The sequence below is a fragment of the Ignavibacteriales bacterium genome (genome assembly GCA_016214905.1).
GTDB lineage: Bacteria > Bacteroidota > Ignavibacteria > UBA10030 > SZUA-254 > PNNN01.
Genome location: JACRMQ010000006.1, coordinates 173,628 through 192,302 on the forward strand (window position 1 = coordinate 173,628; position 18,675 = coordinate 192,302).

General features: G+C 40.3%; 14 protein-coding genes. 7 read left to right on the top strand and 7 right to left on the bottom strand.

Going from position 1 to position 18,675, the window contains the following annotated elements:
- Positions 1-44 precede the first annotated feature (44 nt).
- Entirely contained in the window at positions 45-1,436 is a 1,392-nt protein-coding gene (locus tag HZB59_04615; GenBank protein ID MBI5020696.1) for a T9SS type A sorting domain-containing protein, read from the top strand.
- A gap of 222 nt (positions 1,437-1,658) precedes the next feature.
- Positions 1,659-2,633, top strand: coding sequence for a T9SS type A sorting domain-containing protein (locus HZB59_04620; GenBank protein ID MBI5020697.1), 975 nt, complete (start codon positions 1,659-1,661; stop codon positions 2,631-2,633).
- A gap of 240 nt (positions 2,634-2,873) precedes the next feature.
- Here the strand turns inward: HZB59_04620 and HZB59_04625 are convergent, their stop codons facing one another.
- Complete coding sequence (locus HZB59_04625; protein ID MBI5020698.1) at positions 2,874-3,233, bottom strand: hypothetical protein; 360 nt, start codon at positions 3,231-3,233, stop codon at positions 2,874-2,876.
- A gap of 244 nt (positions 3,234-3,477) precedes the next feature.
- Between HZB59_04625 and HZB59_04630 the strand changes: the two genes are divergently transcribed.
- The 4 genes from HZB59_04630 (at position 3,478) to HZB59_04645 (ending at position 9,849) form a co-directional block, all read left to right on the top strand.
- Positions 3,478-4,158 carry a DUF4065 domain-containing protein gene (locus tag HZB59_04630; protein MBI5020699.1) on the top strand — a complete coding sequence of 227 codons (681 nt, stop codon included), beginning with the start codon at positions 3,478-3,480 and terminating at the stop codon, positions 4,156-4,158.
- A 94-nt stretch (positions 4,159-4,252) separates the two neighbouring features.
- On the top strand, positions 4,253-4,855 hold the full coding sequence (locus tag HZB59_04635; protein MBI5020700.1) for a hypothetical protein: 603 nt from the start codon (positions 4,253-4,255) through the stop codon (positions 4,853-4,855).
- Between the two features lie 5 nt (positions 4,856-4,860).
- The gene (locus HZB59_04640) at positions 4,861-5,049 is read left to right on the top strand and encodes a hypothetical protein (protein ID MBI5020701.1); all 189 of its coding nucleotides are present in this window, start codon (positions 4,861-4,863) and stop codon (positions 5,047-5,049) included.
- Between the two features lie 15 nt (positions 5,050-5,064).
- On the top strand, positions 5,065-9,849 hold the full coding sequence (locus HZB59_04645; protein ID MBI5020702.1) for a DUF3320 domain-containing protein: 4,785 nt from the start codon (positions 5,065-5,067) through the stop codon (positions 9,847-9,849).
- A gap of 96 nt (positions 9,850-9,945) precedes the next feature.
- Here HZB59_04645 and HZB59_04650 read toward each other — a convergent pair whose 3' ends face one another.
- The 5 genes from HZB59_04650 to HZB59_04670 form a co-directional block, all read right to left on the bottom strand.
- On the bottom strand, positions 9,946-11,541 hold the full coding sequence (locus HZB59_04650; GenBank protein ID MBI5020703.1) for an ATP-binding protein: 1,596 nt from the start codon (positions 11,539-11,541) through the stop codon (positions 9,946-9,948).
- Positions 11,542-11,562: 21 nt separating this feature from the next.
- Positions 11,563-12,792: a serine/threonine-protein phosphatase gene (locus tag HZB59_04655; protein MBI5020704.1), complete on the bottom strand. Its 1,230-nt coding sequence runs from the start codon at positions 12,790-12,792 to the stop codon at positions 11,563-11,565.
- Between the two features lie 64 nt (positions 12,793-12,856).
- Positions 12,857-13,513, bottom strand: a complete 657-nt coding sequence (locus HZB59_04660) for a DUF1684 domain-containing protein (protein MBI5020705.1) — start codon at positions 13,511-13,513, stop codon at positions 12,857-12,859.
- The gene (locus tag HZB59_04665) at positions 13,510-14,469 is read right to left on the bottom strand and encodes a hypothetical protein (GenBank protein MBI5020706.1); all 960 of its coding nucleotides are present in this window, start codon (positions 14,467-14,469) and stop codon (positions 13,510-13,512) included. Before HZB59_04665 ends, HZB59_04660 begins: the two co-directional genes overlap by 4 nt.
- An 85-nt stretch (positions 14,470-14,554) precedes the next feature.
- Positions 14,555-16,741 (bottom strand): S46 family peptidase, encoded by a 2,187-nt coding sequence (locus HZB59_04670; protein MBI5020707.1) that lies wholly within the window; start codon positions 16,739-16,741, stop codon positions 14,555-14,557.
- A gap of 266 nt (positions 16,742-17,007) precedes the next feature.
- Here HZB59_04670 and corA point away from each other — a divergent pair, with 266 nt between their 5' ends.
- Positions 17,008-18,003: a magnesium/cobalt transporter CorA gene (corA, locus tag HZB59_04675; GenBank protein MBI5020708.1), complete on the top strand. Its 996-nt coding sequence runs from the start codon at positions 17,008-17,010 to the stop codon at positions 18,001-18,003.
- 59 nt (positions 18,004-18,062) lie between these two features.
- On the opposite strand, the gene HZB59_04680 is transcribed toward corA, so the two are convergent.
- Positions 18,063-18,389 carry a hypothetical protein gene (locus HZB59_04680; GenBank protein MBI5020709.1) on the bottom strand — a complete coding sequence of 109 codons (327 nt, stop codon included), beginning with the start codon at positions 18,387-18,389 and terminating at the stop codon, positions 18,063-18,065.
- Between the last annotated feature and the right edge of the window lie 286 nt (positions 18,390-18,675).

Genomic DNA, 18,675 nt, shown 5'->3' on the forward strand with positions numbered 1-18,675 from the left:
CGTTCAATACTTTTGTTCAAATAAAAAATAAAAGGAGAATATTTATGAATAGATTTATAAGAATATTTACTTTAGTACTTGTTCTATGTTTCCAAGTTTCGGCAGGAGAACAGATTGCGCCCGTCTCACCAAAGAAAGAAAATATACCTTCACAGGTAACAGTCGCTTGGGCGAAGCGGGCACTCCAAGGATTTGACATGAAGGTATGGATAAGTAACCAAATGGTGCTGGGTCTTCAAGCGTGGGATGGAACCACACCGGACGGATTCGGGTTGGAATATCCAACCGGCTCTGGAATTGAACACCTCTATGGTGCCGGTCCATGGATTGGTGCTATGATTGATGGTGTTGCAAGGGTAACCGAAGGTTATAATGGTTATGATGCAAGAAAGGAAATACTTCCTCAGCAAGGTGACTCTATCCTCTCAACATCCCAGAAATCGGATAAAGATTTCTACTGTTCTGCAACAGACACATTCCATACACCGGTAATATCCGGTCACATTCCAATGGGAGTGAAAGTATCTCAAAATTCTTATGCCTGGCAACCGGGAATGTATACCAATGCTTTTGTAATTCAAGAGTATAATATTCAAAACATAGGAAATAAGATTTGGCAAAATGCTGTTGCAGGTTTTATGGCAGATATGGATATTGGACCGGTTAGCGTTGGGAATTTTTCTTCAAATAATTATGCTGCATTCGATGCAGCAACAAAGACAGCATACATGCACAATGCTATCGATCGGGGCTCTACACCACTCGGTGTTACTTTCCTGGGTACATCAATACCGCTTGATTCAGTACGTTTGGTCTTTAGGTGGTGGGACTTTACAACACATCAGGGACCGGGCACAAATGATTCAGCCCTCCACGCATGGATTTCCTGCGAAGGTGGAGTTCCATGCTTAGATTCCAATCAATCACCGTCAGTGCCGAGCGACGGGCGCGTTTACCTTGGGATAAGCGGAGTGACAATGCAACCTGGTGATTCAATAAAATTGTATTATGCAATCGTCTCAGGGAATACGATCCAGGAGATGTTGGACAACGCTAATCGTGCTCAGGATGTCTATAATTCAACTTTCGTTACGGGAGTAAATGATTACACTGAGAATATGCCGCAAGGGTTTCTATTGCATCAGAATTATCCTAATCCATTCAACCCGAGCACAACGATAAGCTACCAACTGCCAGCCCGAAGTCATGTAACACTCAGAGTTTTTGATCTGCTTGGGAGAGAAGTTGCGATGCTGGTGAATCGTATCGAAGAATCAGGAAATAAATCGGTGACGTTTGATGCGAGCAGGTTATTAAGTGGTGTTTATTACTACCGTCTACAAGCCCGCCCAACAGATGGCGGGGAAGCCCGCCAAAAAGATGGCGGGCAAGCAGGCAACTTCACATCCGTGAAAAAATTATTGCTGCTTAAGTAAACGCAAAGTAAATAGAAAACATTTTGTTTAAAAGTGCAGTCTACAAGCGGACTGCAGATTATTAATGACTGGAGAGATTGATAACCGAATAGGATAGAGTCAAGAGTTCGAAACTATGGATATTAAGATATTTTGATCTAATGATAATCAAATTATTTATTGATGAACAAAGACAAAATAGCATACAACACAAAATCTATCAATCATCAAGGAGATATGCCTATGAAGCAATTAACAGTTGTTTTAGTTGTAGTATTTCTTTTTTTTCTCGATTTCAATATCGGAAATAGTCAGGGCACAATTGCGTTTGTGGACAGTTTCAATCAAGGGAATTCAAATGAATGGACTTGGCAAACAGGTTCATGGACTTTTGCAGATGGGATCCTTTCAACTGGGACAGTTGCAGGCCACCATTTTCTCATCGAGCCTCAGTATATTTTTAGTAATTTTACATTCCAAGTAGATGTGATGAAGATCGACGACGGCGACGCAGAACATCCAGGTTTGGTGTTTCGTTGGATGAACGATACGATGAACTACGTTTTCCGCATCAACGGAGTCGGTTCGCAGTCTTGGATCCAGTTGGCCCGTGATATGGATAACCGCGATCATAATTCACAAATTATCAGCACAGTTCCGTGGTTTACCAACGAGAACAATAATCGAATGTATAAAGGAGTTTGGTACACGATGAAGGTACGCACGGATAGCACACAAATCAAGTGCAAGGTCTGGCGGACTTCGGATCTGGAACCATCAACCTGGAATCTTGATGTGACCGACAGTCAATATGCACTGGGTAAAATTGGTTTGGAGTATTACACGGGTTCTCACCAATATGATAACGTTGTTGTAATCGGAGAAGGTAATCTGGTAAATGATGTGTCTGAGGAGATTCACCCAAGCCCTGTGACCTTTGCTCTTGCACAAAATTATCCTAATCCATTCAACCCGAGCACAACAATCAGCTATCAATTGCCGACGCGAAGCCACGTAACGCTCAGGGTCTTTGATCTGCTTGGAAGGGAAGTTGCGATGCTGGTGAATCGTATCGAGGAATCAGGAGATAGGTCGGTGACGTTTGATGCGAGCAGATTATTAAGTGGTGTTTATTACTACCGTCTACAAGCCCGCCCAACAGATGGCGGGCAGGCAGGCAACTTCACATCTGTGAAAAAATTATTGCTGCTTAAGTAAACGCAAAGTAAATAAAAAACATTTTGTTTAGAAGTGCAGTTCATAACGACTGCACTTTATTTATTCTAGAGTCCTTTCTGAGGAAAGCCTGCCTGCCGCAGGCAGGGACTCTACATTGATAACAATGAGTAGAGTCCGTTCCTTCGAACGGACTACACGGATAACAAAGCGTAGAGTCCGTTCTCCCAAAGGTATTCCTACTGAACTTAGAACGGACTTCTAGCTTAACAATTCGAAATATCAAACCGCCACTCCGTTTGGTACTGCGACAACTCCGTTCGACATTGCGACGATTCCGTTCGACATTGCTGCAACTCCGTTCGGTATTGCGATAACTCCGTTAGACATTGGGGCGATCCCTTTAGACATTGCGATAACTTCGTTAGACATTGGGACGATTCCTTTAGACATTGTGGTAACTCCGTTAGACATTGGGACGATTCCTTTAGACATTGCGATAACTTCGTTAGACATTGGGACGATCCCTTTAGACATTGCGGTAACTCCGTTAGACATTGGGGCGATCCCTTTAGACATTGCGGTAACTCCGTTAGACATTGGGACGATTCCTTTAGACATTACGGCAACTCCGTTAGACATTGGGGCAATCCCTTTAGACATTACGGCAACTGCTAACAGGATTGCGACGATCCGACATAGGATTATGCCCAAATTGACTTGTTTTTGAGGGTGGCAATGTGGATATGGATGTTTTGATAGTGAATAGGAGGTTGTGCGGATTAAAATAATTTGAATAAGAAATGTATAAAAACACATCATTAATATACACATCTTTGATTGTTTTTTTGTTAGAATTTAACGATATTTTCTAACAGAGGAATGCATGCCAACAACTAAAGATATATTGCTTCAGATTCTCGAAGAATCATCAATTCAACATACATCGTTTGGGAAAACACAGCTTGTAAAATTACTCTACCTCACCGAAGTCGAATATTACAGAAATTACAACGAACGTTTGACCGATCTCGAGTGGCTTTTTTATCATTATGGTCCGTACGCTCTTGCAATAGATGACATTCTAAATGAAAGAGATTTTGTTCAGACAAAGGCGAAAATTAAGAATGAAAAGAACTTAATTCTAATTAAAGTTGCTGAAGGGTTAAGTCGGTATAAATCTGAAGTTGACACCAAAGTTAGTTTGATTATTAAAAAGATCGTTGGGCAGTGGAAAGATAGACTTCTTGAGGATCTGCTGGACTATGTATATTTTGAAACAGAACCGATGGAAGCGGTAGATAAGCGGGGGGATGTATTAGATTTCACAACAATAAAAAAGGAAACTAATAAGGTTGTAATTCCACTAAAAGCTTCGAAAGAAACTGAACAAAGAGTTGCGGAGTTGAGGAAGCGAATTGCCCCGACACTCAAAAGACTTAGTGAACAAAGGGTAACAGAAAAACACGAGGGTAAGGAATACCAGAAAGCTATTGAAGCATGGGATGAAGAGGAACAGGTTGATGCGGAATCGTTACGACATCTAAAGATAATAATCAAACCATAAAACAACTCTGACACGCAAAGGGATTGACATATCGGGACTTGTGGAAACTTGCTTTGAAGCTGGACCAACCGCAGGGTTCTCTGTTGGTCAAATTGTGGAAATACCATCATTATATCCAAATAAAGATAAGCTGATTCTTGATGTTAATGTATTAGAAGATCCAAGCGAAGTTGAACTGCCAGCTATGATTAGCCAACTTGATAAACGGCAATTCAAGTTCCCGGTGAAAAGCATCGGTTTGAAAGCAGACGAACATTTGTTTGCAATCAAAGGTAAAATGCGTCCTGCAATTGTTATTGCGGAAGGACCAACCCGTTGGGCAACTAATACATCCGAGCAATTAATCATATGTGTACCGCTTTACACAGTTGATAAACCTAAAATTCATAGAGAGTTTGTTATAAATGTTCAAGCTTTTCAATATCCGAGTAAATTTTATATTCCCCCATTCCCGATGTTTCATATAGAGGAAAGCATTGCACGTTTTGAGTTGATTCAAATAGCACATGCATTTGCAGTAAAAATATTTCCAGCCAAAACAAACCCGGCAATGCTGTCTGATGAATTCTTCAGTCTTTTTAGGATTTGGCTCGTGTCATATCTTGGTGGAACAATTGATGAAGAAGAAATTGAAATTTTAAAGTTATATGGAAATGATATTTTGAATGAAGCTAAAAGACAAGGAGTAGCTATTTAAAATTTATGCCCTCACTAAACTGGATTGGTAAAAAAGTCGTAGAGAATCATCACCGGCACGTGTCGTTTCATTTGCTTAAAGATGTTCCTGAATTATCTGTCGGTGATTCGGGAAGCGGCAACCTGATTGTTGAAGGTGATAATTTACTCGCCTTGAAAATGCTGAATATTTTATGCAAACTTATACTTAATTAAGTTCGCTCAATCATCATGGATATACAAGTACAAATAGAATTTGCAAGAAAGAATCTTCTTGACCTTACGATGAGGAATCGCCTTCTCAATTTCAGGCCCACAAAGGCGAGGTCCATTAGGGCTATAAACGAAATTCCCCGTGAAGTTTATGACCTTCTCGTACTTCAAGAAAGGATGATGGAATTCCAACCACAGAAACAACGCGACAACATTTCTGAGAATGGTTCAAGCGAATCGTTGTTTGGTGAAAAGGAAAAAAATGGATCATCGGATGAGGGGCTTACCGAGCTCTGGCATTTACCAATTACCACGACTGAAGTAGCAGACCGCCATCTTGATCGTTATCTACAAACCGATTTGGACTCCGAGGGATTGCAAAAAAGATTATTCTACATCAGCCAACAGGCACGATCTGTTTTTGAGGAACAAGGGTATACCGTATTGTTCTTGGCTCTTGGTTTCTTAGAATGGAAAGAGTCTCCTGATGCAATTGAAATGAGAAGAGCTCCCCTCATACTTGTTCCAGTCGAACTTGAAAGAACGGATGTTAGGAAATCTTACCGACTGAAATGGAATGAGGAAGATATTTATTCAAACATTTCGTTGAGTGCAAAGCTTGTAGAACAAGGAATTATTTTACCATTCTTTGAAATGCCTGAAGGAAAGACCGATATAGATCAATACTTTGTAGCAGTCTCCAATGCTATTTCAACTATGGCCGACTGGAAAGTGGTGAATGAGATTTGTCTTGATTTCTTTAGTTTCACAAAATTTGTGATGTATAAGGATCTAGATTCGAAGTCTTGGCCTACAGAAGAATCACTTACTCAGCATCCTCTCATCAAGGCGATTCTTTCTCCTTCAGGAGATGTGACCCATAGGGTCGGGTTCAATGTGGAAGAGGTAGATCAGAAAATACAATGGAAAACCACTTACCATATTCTCGATGCTGATCCCTATCAAATTGCTGTTATTGAAGACGTTAAAGCCGGTCATAATCTTGTTGTTGAAGGACCCCCTGGAACTGGCAAATCCCAAACAATTGCAAACGCCATTGCTGAGCTACTTGCAAATGGCAAGACTGTCTTGTTTGTCAGTGAGAAAATGGCCGCGCTTGAAGTTGTGAAGAGCCGATTAGATCATGCCGGATTGGGGGAATTTTGTCTGGAGCTACATAGCCGTAAGGCCAATAAGAGGGAGGTGCTTAAAGAACTAGAAAGAACTCTCCAAGTTGGTACGACTCATACCGGCGATCAAGGAATGGACTTTCAATTACATGAAGATCTCAAGAACAAGTTGAATGGATATGCTCATGCTCTAGGGGAGCCGATCGGCAATATCCAACTCTCGCCATTCGCTCTATACCAAATGAAGGAGAAGAGCCTAAGACATTTCAAGCATTCAGGGATGACAATACCTAGAGCCAAGATTTCTTCGCCAGAGAAATGTACCATTGAGGAATGGTCATTAGCCCAAACTCGTTTGAACGACTTAGCATCTTCTTACTCTCTTGTTAAGCCAGTCTCAAAAAATGTATGGCGAGGGTGTAACCCTCCGATTATCCTGCCATCTGATGAATATGAAATTGGTAATCTGATTGAGAAATGTATTGTAGGATTAAATAAACTTGCCTCTGTTGCGCAAGAGTTTTCAGAAAAGAGCGGTATCAGAAGACCTGGTTGCCTTGGTGATATCCAAGATGTTGTTTCAAATTCCATCATAGTAGCTTCTGCACCGAAAATAGAACGCATAATTCTTGAAAACCGTGAGTGGGATTCATTAAAAGAGCAAGCACAGTCAATTATCAACGATCTACAGGAATTCCAGAAACAATGGGCTATAGCACTATCCTGTTTCAAGGAAAATTCGTTAGATCATGATCTTCAATCGTTGCTACATGATTATAAGATTGAATCAAAGCACATATTCAGATTTATCAATAAAAAGTATTGGTACTTAAAACGTGAAATTGCGGGATTATGCGAATGTCGACCTTTCAAAAAACGGCAACAGATAATCGAGCATCTCGAGCAACTGATTATAGTACAACACCTCCAGACTCGAGTTGCCTCTCATGAAATAACAGCACGTAAGCTATTTGGTTCTCTATGGAAAGGTAGACAAACAAATACTGAAACTCTATCTACATTCGCAGATTGGATCGTCGGTTTCCGTGCATCCTTAAATGCAGGGACAGCAACAACTAATGCTCTGTCCATTATTGAAAAAGGAGTTAACAGGCTTGAGATAGAAAAAGTATACAAACTTCTTTTGGATTCAGTTATTGATCTGGAAGTTCAATTAGACAACCTAAAGACACGCATCGGATTGAATTATTTGTTGGCATTTTCAAATGAGCGAGACAATATACAGTTCGGAATACTCAAATCCCGTCTAACAGAATTGTCAAGGAACACGCATACACTACACACATGGTCTCAGTTCATGCGTTATAGGAATGCGTGCATTGAAACAGTTGCAGCCTCTGCTGTGCCACTTGTGGATTCAGATTCGATTATGCCTGATAGTTTGGTTTCTTGTTTTGAAGGAAATTTTGCTGATGATCTTCTACGATTTGCTTTTGATCAAAAATCTGATCTTGCTGATTTCATTGGAAAATTACATGAGCAAAACATCAAGCGCTTTTCGGAAGTTGACCAATTGCTTATAACTACGAATCGAAAGCGTCTCGTTAGCAAGCTTCAGAAGAATAAACCAATTGTATATGGTGGTGCCAGAGGTTCAGAGGTTGGAGTGCTTCTTGGAGAGTTTAGTCGAAAGCGTAGCCATATGCCAATCCGCAAGCTTATGATTAGGAGTGGAACTCTAATTCAAAAACTGAAACCTTGTTTTATGATGAGTCCACTTTCTATTGCTCAATTTCTTGATCCGCGAACAGTACAGTTTGATGTTATTATTTTTGATGAAGCAAGCCAGGTAAAACCAGAGGATGCGCTCGGCGCCTTGCTTCGTGGGGGACAGCTTATTGTCATGGGAGATACAAGGCAACTTCCACCTACGAACTTCTTCAGCCACCTAATCGGTGAGGGTACAGAGGAAGAAGAGACCGAAGAAGCAACGGTAGCAGATGTAGAGAGTATCCTTCATCAATGTAAAAGAGCTTTCCCAATGAAGTCCTTGAATTGGCACTATCGTAGCCGGCATGAATCACTAATTGCTGTCTCCAACCGAGAATTCTACGATAATTCTCTCCTTATATTTCCTTCGTCGATTGGTAAGGATGATGATCTTGGGTTACATTTTGTGCATTTACCAAATGGAGTCTATGATCGCGGAAAGAGTGGTGTCAACCGAATTGAGGCAAGGTCTGTAGCTGAGGCGGCTGTCCACCACTTCAAAAAACATCCAACAAAGAGTTTGGGAATCGGCACCTTTAATATTAAACAACAGCAAGCCATACAGGAAGAAGTAGAATTGCAACTTCGTCATAATCCTGAGATGGAAGAGTATTTTAGAAGTGGACGAGATGAACATTTCTTTGTGAAAAATCTTGAAACGATTCAAGGCGATGAGCGGGATGTTATTTTTATAAGTGTAGGTTTCGGTTTTGATGAAGTGCGAAAGTTATCACAAAACTTTGGACCATTGAATCATGATGGTGGCCACCGCAGGCTAAATGTTCTTACAACACGTGCACGAGAGAAGTGTGTGGTTTTTTCCAATTTCAAGGCGTCAGATCTAAACATTGAGGTAGATACACCGTTTGGTGTCAGAGCACTGAAATCATTCTTAGCATTTGCTGAGAATCGCAAAATAATTGGCACTCAGGGACCATCTGCGGACACCGATTCACCTTTCGAGGACTCTGTGTTTGAATTCCTCACAAGTAAAGGATACATTGTTAGCAAGCAGGTAGGCTGTGCATCGTTCAGAATTGATCTAGCCGTTGTTGACAGGAAGAATCTAGGACGGTACATACTCGGTATTGAGTGCGACGGCGCCAAATATCACTCCTCGACAGTTGCTCGGGATCGTGATAGATTAAGGCAACAAGTGCTTGAGGGCCTCGGTTGGAAAATCCATCGAATTTGGTCAACGGATTGGTATCGCAACCGAATTGAGGTTCAAGATCGTCTGATAGCCGTTGTCAGGGAAGCTGCTAATGAACTGGATAGTTCAGGAGTGATTAAGAAAGGACAGACAAGCAATTCAGAGATCGAACCAATTGTGGTAATATCGCCAAATAGCACATATCGAAATTTTTCAATTCCTAATATTGAAGAACTTGCGACTCCTTATCAGGTTTGCCAGTCGTTAGGGATTCAGATAGGTGGGGATCTGCACAAACAATCAGCTAGATACTTGGCAAATGCAGTTGTTAATGTTGTAATAGTTGAAGCACCGGTACATTTTGATGAGGTAGTTCGCCGTATTCGAATGCTGTGGGGTTTAGGCCGGGCTGGTCAACGTATCAATTCCATTGTCAAAGATGCTACGAAGCACGCTGTAAATGCTGGTTTGATAAAATTGAAGAACGGGTTCTTATGGTCATCTAAAGAACAAAATCCTGTTTTAGTACGAAGGAGGATCGATGATCCTTTGCCTCGTATTGAGTTAATATGTAATGAAGAAATAGCAGAAGCAATCAGGGTAGTGTTACGCCATCAATTTTCCACAAACAGCGGTGAGGTTGTCACACAAGTCGCTCACTTGTTCGGAATTCAATCAATTCATGATAAGACAGCGGAACGAATAGAATACATATTGAAAGATCTCATGATGAATAATGAAGTGGAATATGTTTCCGACGGAATCGTTCGACTAGCAGTGGGAAAATAAGTTAATTGGAATATCTTTTGTGAACAATTAAAGATATGTCACTTCTTTTTACCTATGATGAAGGATACACGATATACATCAGAGTTCAATCCAATCTTACGATCTAATCTGCTTCCACCAATTGTTCACCACATCAGGAACGCTGGTGTCGGCTTCTTTCTTTAACCATTTATTGAAGAACTTTATATCACCGCTTGCAGGTGCCGGGGAGGGCATATCAATTTGTACACGCGCTGGTATTGCAACCGCGTCGCCAATAATAAATGCTTCACCCTGTCCTAAGGTTGGCAGTACATCTATTAAACTTGCCAGCGCGTCGGGAACAAGCTTGCGGACGTAATTCTGATCGTTCGGATTCAACAAACGCAACGCTATGAAATTATTGCACTGTGCCGTTATTGTTTCGGAAATTTCGGAAGGTCTCTGACTTACAATCATGCAACTGACGCCGTATTTTCTTCCTTCCTTCGAGATGCGCTCAACCGTTTTACGCGCGGCAACACTGCGCCCCTGCGAAGATAAATATGTATGCGCTTCTTCGAACACAATCAGCACAGGGAAGTTTTGTCGGTTTTGATTCCACAAATTGAAATCGAAAATAATCCTGCCTAATAACGATACGAGAACATTGATGACATCGAAAGGCACTCGGCTTAAATCTAAAACTGTAACCTGTTTGTTGTTCACAATTCCGAATAGCTGTGTGAGCAACTCTGAAAAAGTTTCAGACGATCTGTATTTTTTAGGTTTGAATAAGAATTCGTAACGCTTATCCTGAATTTTACTTTCAAGACGGACGAGGAAACGGGTGAACTGACCGTAGAAAGGACCTTCTTTGCCGCCTAAAGTTCTTTCGGTATCCAGCGAGCGCATTCTCGCCGAAACTTCGAGGAAATCGAAATATACAGGCGTATCTATTGTTAAAAATTCTTTCAGGTTGAGATTCTTACCGCGCTTCGAATCGAGTACGGCATCTTTCATAATCATCATCTGATTGTGCGAATGAGGATCGTCTTCATCGATGAATGTTTCGCACAGTTCATCGAAATTCATCAGCCAGTATGGAAGCTCAAGCTCGGTTATCTTGATGATGTTGCCCTGATCTTTGAAGGCAGGTTCATACTCGCCGTGAAGATCGAGAAGAATGACGTGCGCATTTTCGAACTTATGGATTTTCTGGATGATGGAGGCGGTTGTGCACGATTTACCGGAGCCGGTGGAGCCGAAGAGAGCTATATGTTTAGCGAAAAATTTATTCGGTTCGAGAAAAAATCTTTCTTCGTCCATGATCGAAAGAGAACCAACCGAGAAGTTGCTATGCCGATAGGTGGCAAAAATGCTTTTTAAATCTTCAGAAGCGGCAAGATAAACAGGAGAGCCGAGAACGGGGAATGACGAAACTCCGCGTGTGAATCTGCCGTCGGTTAGAGTGCCGATTAACTGGATTTCTATAATTTTCTTTGCCGGCTTGAGTGACAGCTTGTCGTCTGCCGCCGATAGATCGTGGTAACGTGTCGACGATATTGTACCGATAATAGATCGATCGCCGCTCGGGATCATGACGTATGAACCCAGTTTGCCTATTACATCGCTTGGTGAAGCTGCAGAAGCTACATCATCTGCGAATACGGCGGTTATGTTTCCGCTCGTAACAGTTGCAACATTTGCGATTCGTTTTAGTTGTGTGCTCATAATGGCTCCTTCCCGTAAATGTTAATTGCGCCTGATTGTAACAAGAGTTTTATCATCAGTATGTGTGCCTAAACTATTAAATAATTGAACATCTTCAAGTATTTTCAATGTAATTTCTTTCGGGGTAAGAGAACGTGATGCAATCAACAACCTGATCAAGCGTTCTTCGCCGTAAAAATCGCCTTGTTCGTTAGTGGCTTCAACAATTCCATCCGTGTAAAGGAGAAGGATGTCGCCGTGATCCATGTGAAAATTCTCTGTCCGGAAATTTTCATTCGGGAAAGGTCCAAGCATCTGACCTGTTGTTTCAATATATTCCGTTGTTTCAGAATTATTCCGTAGCAGGATGGGATTATTATGGCCGCAGTTCGCGTATATTATCAGTCCGTTTTTATCGTCGGTTAATTCAGTGTAAACGAGTGATACGAAATGTTCTTCTGAAAAGGTTTTATTCAGAAGTTTATTGATTCGCTGCAGAAGGGATGAGATTTTAGTTTGATAATCGAAGCCCATTCTGAGAGCGCCCGAGGTGTAGAGCGCCTGCGCCGCGGCTGAAAATCCTTTGCTTGCGGCATCGCCTACAACAACAGCGATTCGTTCATCATCTGTTTCCGATTGAAGATAATCGAAGAAGTCGCCGCCCACAATCCGATCGGGAATTGACACTCCATATACATCGAATGAATGGAATTTCATTTCGTGCTGAGGCAATATGCTTTTTTGAATTTCACTCGCTTTATCGAGATCGCGTTCCAGCACTTTAGCATCTCGTTCAATTTTTTTGGTGCGAAGTACGGTGCTCAAAGCCGCGCTTATGATATTCAGAGTGTTGGTTAAACTTTCATCCAAATCATCGGCGTTGAATGCCATTACATAACGGTAGAGTGTATTTCCGCGCCATTGAATTTTTTCACCGATACCTGTTGCCGAATATTTCAATATCCCGCGTTGTTTCAGGTACCAATCTTGCTCGCTTCCTAAAACTGTTCGAAGTTTCGGTAATTCGAGGAAGATAGGATACTCTTTCAGTTTAATCCTATATCGTTCTTTTATCAGCTCAATATCGCCTTCCTGATAGAATAATTCATAGCTCGCGCTTTTGGCGTCAAACTTCCAGATGCGTCCGCCTTTTAAATTTATTTCTTCGTTCTGAACGATTTCATGGATTACATGTTGAAGCAATTCTTCCTCGGTGGTGAATGGGCGGGAAGCGATTTTTTCAATTGTTCTGTATAATTTTCTCAGTTGCATCGATTCATATTCTTATTTAAAAACAAATCAAATTTACCTTGAAAATAGGAGAAAAGCAACAAAGTCATTCGTGATATTTCATCTCACCCGCATAAACTTTGAAAGGAAGATGATCTTCTTTCCGCGGAATGGCGCAAGAGTAACGCGCGCTGTAAGCGCAGTATGGATTATATGCGCTGTTGAAGTCTAAAGTGTAAAGATGATTGGGGTCGGTTTTTTCTTCTCCAACATCAATATACCTGCCAACCTGATATGTTTCTTTTCCGGTTGTTTCATCTGTAAACCAAACCGAGAGGTAGTTTTTATATATCTTATATCTTGCTGTGTCTTTGGAAGTGAATTTATAAACGTTAATTCGATACTCTTTACCTGAATATAAAAACTTGAAGTAGCCGTATTTAGCATACTCACGCTCATCTCCTTTTGTTCCTAGAACGGTTACAACCTCGGTTAACGGATATCGGTTTAACTTAGAGGAAAAGTAGCACTTCAGATTTGGTGGAAACCATTTGATTCCGGTAAAATGGATTGAAGAATCCTGGTTGAAAGGGGATGATGGTTCGCTTCTGAATGCGGAATCGACTTCGGCTCTGTGATGAATAATCTCCTGAACAATTCGCGAACTGTCTTCGGTGCTAAAATTATGACTTGAATTTGAATTTTTGCCGCATCCCGACAATATTCCCCAAACAACTATGAGAATAAAAAAAATATTTTTCATTTGTTCTTTCTCCCCTTGATCATAACTTGATTCCAGGTTTTACCTTCATCTATAGTCGATAATAATGTGCCGTGATATCCAATTGCGAACGCGTTATTGGTTTTTGTCAGAACAATGTCGGTCAACGGGATTTCTGTTGTGCTATTTTGCTTTTCCCATATCTTGCCGCCATTGGTGGTGTGAAGTACCAGACCATCTGATCCAACAATCCAACCGATATGGTTATTCGCAAATCGAACCTTATAGTTGAACTTATCTGTTTTAAAAACCAGCATTTTTTCCTCTTCATTTTGCTTGGACCAAGTTGCACCGCCATCAGTTGTATTTAAAATCGCGCCGTATCCACCACAAATCCACGCATTCAAGGAATCCGTCATATATACAGATTTGAAAAAATTATTTAATTTATTCTGAGCGTTTTTCCATGTAATGCCGCCATCGGTAGTGTAAATAATTGTCCCCTTCGCTCCAACAGCGATGCCATCGGAACTGTTTGTGAACCAAATTGAAGTTAGTTCATTCAAAGTATTGCTGTATTGTTTATTCCATGTGGTACCGCCATCGGTCGTGTGCAGTACATACCCTCTGGAGCCGGTTATCCATCCGAGCATCGGATTGATGAAATGAATTGAATTCAGGTCGCGTGTGAATTTACCACTTGTCTTATTCCATGTTGCACCGGAATTTGTACTCTTTAATATTGTTCCTTCTTTACCCACCACCCATCCGGTTTTTGAATCGCTGAAAGCGATACCGGAAAATGGTTCTTTTATCTTACATACATTCCGTTCGATTTTCCATGTATCTCCCGCATCAATTGTTTTGGCAATGGTACCGTTATCACCGATCGCGATAAGAGTTTTATCGTCGAGCGCCACTAAACCGTAATAAGATATTTGATCAGGGGTCGATTGTTGGAATAGCAGCGGAATTAATATTAAAATCAGGTTAAACATGAATGTTATCCTTCAATTTAAAAAAATAATATTGAGTGAGAGTTTTCTTCGGAGTTGAGTTAGGTACTGTATCTCCATTTTGAATTTATTTCACACCCATCTCTTTCAGCAGATGCTCAGCACCGGCGAATTTATCCGTTATCCAGAGAACATATCTGATGTCGACCGCAATCGATCGACTGTAGTCTTCACTCCAGGCATAATCGTTGATTGTTGCTTCAAATGCACGGTCGAAATTCACGCCGACTATTTCACCTTTGGCATTCAACAGCGGACTTCCCGAGTTTCCGCCGGTTGTGTCAAGGTTGTATAGCAATGCAACAGGCACATCTTTCTTTTTCTTGTGTATATAGCGACCGAAATTTTTTGCTTTGTACATTTCAATCAATTTATCAGGAGTGTTGTATGGATCTGCACCGGTTGTTTTTTCGATTATACCTTTCACGGTTGTGATTGGAGATGAATAAAGCGCATCTGCCGGCGAATATCCCTCAATTTTTCCGAATGTCAAACGCAAAGTGCTATTGGCATCAGGGATAAAGTTTTTCTTTTGGAATATTTCTTTTACTTCAACAAACAGAGCGGAATATTTTGAAAGTGCGCCTTCACGTCGTTGCCTGATTTCGCGTAATTGCTTTACCGCGGGATATAAAGATTTTGCCAGTTCAAGAAAAGGATCACGGAGTTGTTCTACTTCTTCAGGCGTATTCGTAAACGCATTAAGAATGAAATTCTCATTTTTTAATTTTGTTGAAGTATAAATATCGCTGATATATTTATCTATTGCAGTTTCCATGTCGGTTGAATCGATCAAACTATCAATTGCCGGTATCCTTATATTATTCGGTAATCGTGCTGCCCGCATGAGCATTTCTTTGAAAAATATTTTATCCACCGGCTCATGATAATTCTTCAAAGATGAAATAATCGATTCTTTAGTTCGGGCAAAATTTCTATCCATGTATGCAGATTCTCTTTCGAGGTCCGGTTTCTTTAATTCCCTAACAGCTTCATAAATTGAAAATGCGGAAGAAAGCAACGAAGAGCTTTGCCTCAGATAATCAAAAGTCATTTCATACTTTGATTGCTCACGCATCTCATTATAAAGCAAAGCAATTTCCTGAAGCACGTTACCATATTGCTTCTTCAGTTTTGGATCTGAATCGATAAATTGTTGAAGGGCTCTTTCCTCATTTGCTTTATTCGCAACAATCGAAAGCCGTTTCATTCCCTGAAGCTTGCCGCGGTAGTTTTTCATCGTGTTCGCTAAGCTTTTAATCCTTGAATCGAGTTTAAGCGAAACTGTGCGATCATTTTTGCCGGCATTTTCAAGAGTTTCTATTTGCCATTCATAAAGATCGGCAACGTACGGCATCCGAATATCTTCCTCATATCCTAAATAATAAGATGTCCGATGTCGGAAAGTTCTTCCCGGATATCCGAGAATGAAAACGGGATCGTTCTCATCAACTCCGTTCGGATTGATTTTTAGAAATTTTTTCGGTTTATATGGAATGTTATCCGAAGAATAACCGGAGGGAGAACCATCAGGCGCAACGTAAGCACGGATAAATGAAAAATCTCCGGTATGACGGGGCCAAACCCAGTTATCGTTCTCGCCGCCGAATTCACCGATTGAACGTGGAGGAACATATACTAATCTGACATCTTTTAAAAAAGTGTAAATAAAAAGTATGTATGATTTACCGGTAAACATTTCTGAAACTTCGGCCCGTTTGCCCGGATTTTGTTTTTCTATTTCAGTAACGATTTCTTTAATTTTCTTGTCGATTGTTTTAGTACGCGCAGTCAAATCCATCGTATCTGTTAATGTACTTAGAATTTCTTTTGAAACATCTTTATAAGAATCGACTATCCGTACTGTTAAACCTTTAGCCGATATTTCTTCGGTCCGGGTTTGTGCCAGAAAACCGTTTGTAACATAATCGTTCTCTGTTGTGCTGGCAGCCTGGACGGCGCCGAATGCGCAATGGTGATTCGTTAGTATCAATCCATCGTTCGATATGAACGAACCTGTGCAACCTCCGATATTGACTATCGCATCTATCAATCCTATTCCCCCCGGATTGTAAATATCTTTTGGTGAAACTTTTAATCCTTTCGATTTGAGATTCAATCTGTGAATCTCGCTTAGAGGATACATTCCCTCGTCGGCTATTAAGAGGTTAAATGTGGATGAGAGGATGAAAAGTAATCCAATGTAGAGTATGGAATATGGGAGTAGTGGGATGATGGATCGATGAATTTTCATAGCAATTCCGACTAATTGAAAATGATGGTTAAAATTGTTCTAATCTTCTTACCTTTAAAGGTTTTCCAAATCTATTCTATTAATATAATAAATTATTTTCGCATCTTCATTGATAATAATGGATTCAACGCTGAATAATGGAGGATGATTTTAAATATCAACTTGGATAAGATGAAATATGAATGAATTGTAATTTAGATAAAAGATTGTTAATTTGTGACACGATAGTAATCAAATTTTAGTTCGTAACTGTTGACGGGGAAACTATGATCAACATATTCCATTACTTAAACAACACGATAAAAAAAATATCGATTAAAGAATTCAACCAGTATCTTCAACAACCGGAGGGATCTGTTTGGGTTGATATGGAAGATCCGCAGGAAGCTGAAGAGGAAACGCTGTTAATATCGCTTCTCGATTATCATCCGCTTGCCATTGAAGATTGTCAGAATGGGAAGGAAGATGAGGGACATCTTCCGAAAGTTGAAGATTTCGATGATTATCTTTTTATTATTTTCAATCCTGTCGAGTCTGTGCTGGTTGAAGATGATGGCAGAAAGCGTATGGAAATCAAAACCTCTCAGGTCAGCGCATTTCTCTCCAAGAAATTATTGGTAACGCATCATTATAAACCTCAACGTTCCATAAATTATGCAATGCAAATGGTATCGAAGAATCCCATGACTTTGGGGAAAGGTCCTGATTTTCTTTTCCATTTAATAATAGATGAGATCGTGGATAGTTATACGCCGATTCTTGATACACTTGATACAACAATCGATACAATGGAAGACGAGGTGTTTCATGCACCAACGCAACAATCGATGGTTGAAATTCTCAACATGAAAAAAAATATAATGACCGTACGGCGGGTTGCGGTTTATCAGCGTGAAATGTTGAATCGATTATCGCGCGGCGAATTTTCATTGATAACTGAGGAGGAAACAATTTATTATCGTAACGTCTACGATCATTTGGTTCGCATGAGCGATCTCGCAGATTCGTACCGGGATATGGTAGCGGGATTACTCGATGCTTATCTTTCTGTAACTTCCAATCGACTAAATCAAGTGATGAAGGTTTTAACCATCATCTCTACAATATTTCTACCGTTAAGTTTTATTACCGGTTTTTTCGGAATGAATTTCCGCGTCATCCCTTTAGCTGAAATGGAATGGGGGATAGGGATTGCCACATTGTTTATGGCTGCTGTGGCCGGATTTATGCTGTGGGTGTTTAAGAAGAATAAGTGGCTGTAAAAATGAGTTGTGAATTGTGAGTTGTGAGTTCAGAGATAATTAATCATTTGATGTAAAACTTATTTTACCCAGAGAATTGTAATTCCTTCATTGGAAGATTCTAAATCTATATCTGAAAATTGACCAACCTCTTTACGCAGTTCTTGAGTTTGCTCATCAAAAACTGAATAATCCTCCCCATAAATAATTCCTCGTAATCGCCGACGATTGCTGTAAGCCCAATTGCGAACAGTCTGTTTGGTCTTTCCGTTTTGTCCATGGATAATCTTAATAACATGAAGAGTAGAAGATTTGCGGACTTGCGATAGCGTTTCTTCAAGTTGGTGCTCAACCTGTTCAGGTTTTCGTGAAGGATGAGCGACATCGATTGTTAAAATCACGTTCATTTGCCGTGTGATATCATTATTAATCTAATAAGGTATTTTGCTGAAAACGGATTAATTTGGATGAAATATACTCCATTAGTCATGATAAATCAAATGTTCCGATTATCGAATATTTTTAATAAGCGACTAAATTTCATAATTATGGAAAATAACTTTAATTTTCTTCCAACTTTTGTTTGTTTAATCAGTCTTATATTAAATGAGTCTTAGATTAAGTGACGATATTCGTTTCACACAAATGAATGTTTAATTAAAGCGGCAAAATCGGTATTTTGTATATTATTAA

Coding starts and splice junctions, on each gene's coding strand:
- HZB59_04615 (MBI5020696.1), top strand. CDS start 45: ATGAATAGATTTATAAGAATATTTACTTTAGTACTTGTTCTATGTTTC.
- HZB59_04620 (MBI5020697.1), top strand. CDS start 1,659: ATGAAGCAATTAACAGTTGTTTTAGTTGTAGTATTTCTTTTTTTTCTC.
- HZB59_04625 (MBI5020698.1), bottom strand. CDS start 3,233: ATGTCTAACGGAGTTGCCGTAATGTCTAAAGGAATCGTCCCAATGTCT.
- HZB59_04630 (MBI5020699.1), top strand. CDS start 3,478: ATGCCAACAACTAAAGATATATTGCTTCAGATTCTCGAAGAATCATCA.
- HZB59_04640 (MBI5020701.1), top strand. CDS start 4,861: ATGCCCTCACTAAACTGGATTGGTAAAAAAGTCGTAGAGAATCATCAC.
- HZB59_04645 (MBI5020702.1), top strand. CDS start 5,065: ATGGATATACAAGTACAAATAGAATTTGCAAGAAAGAATCTTCTTGAC.
- HZB59_04650 (MBI5020703.1), bottom strand. CDS start 11,541: ATGAGCACACAACTAAAACGAATCGCAAATGTTGCAACTGTTACGAGC.
- HZB59_04655 (MBI5020704.1), bottom strand. CDS start 12,792: ATGCAACTGAGAAAATTATACAGAACAATTGAAAAAATCGCTTCCCGC.
- HZB59_04660 (MBI5020705.1), bottom strand. CDS start 13,513: ATGAAAAATATTTTTTTTATTCTCATAGTTGTTTGGGGAATATTGTCG.
- HZB59_04665 (MBI5020706.1), bottom strand. CDS start 14,469: ATGTTTAACCTGATTTTAATATTAATTCCGCTGCTATTCCAACAATCG.
- HZB59_04670 (MBI5020707.1), bottom strand. CDS start 16,741: ATGAAAATTCATCGATCCATCATCCCACTACTCCCATATTCCATACTC.
- corA (MBI5020708.1), top strand. CDS start 17,008: ATGATCAACATATTCCATTACTTAAACAACACGATAAAAAAAATATCG.
- HZB59_04680 (MBI5020709.1), bottom strand. CDS start 18,389: ATGAACGTGATTTTAACAATCGATGTCGCTCATCCTTCACGAAAACCT.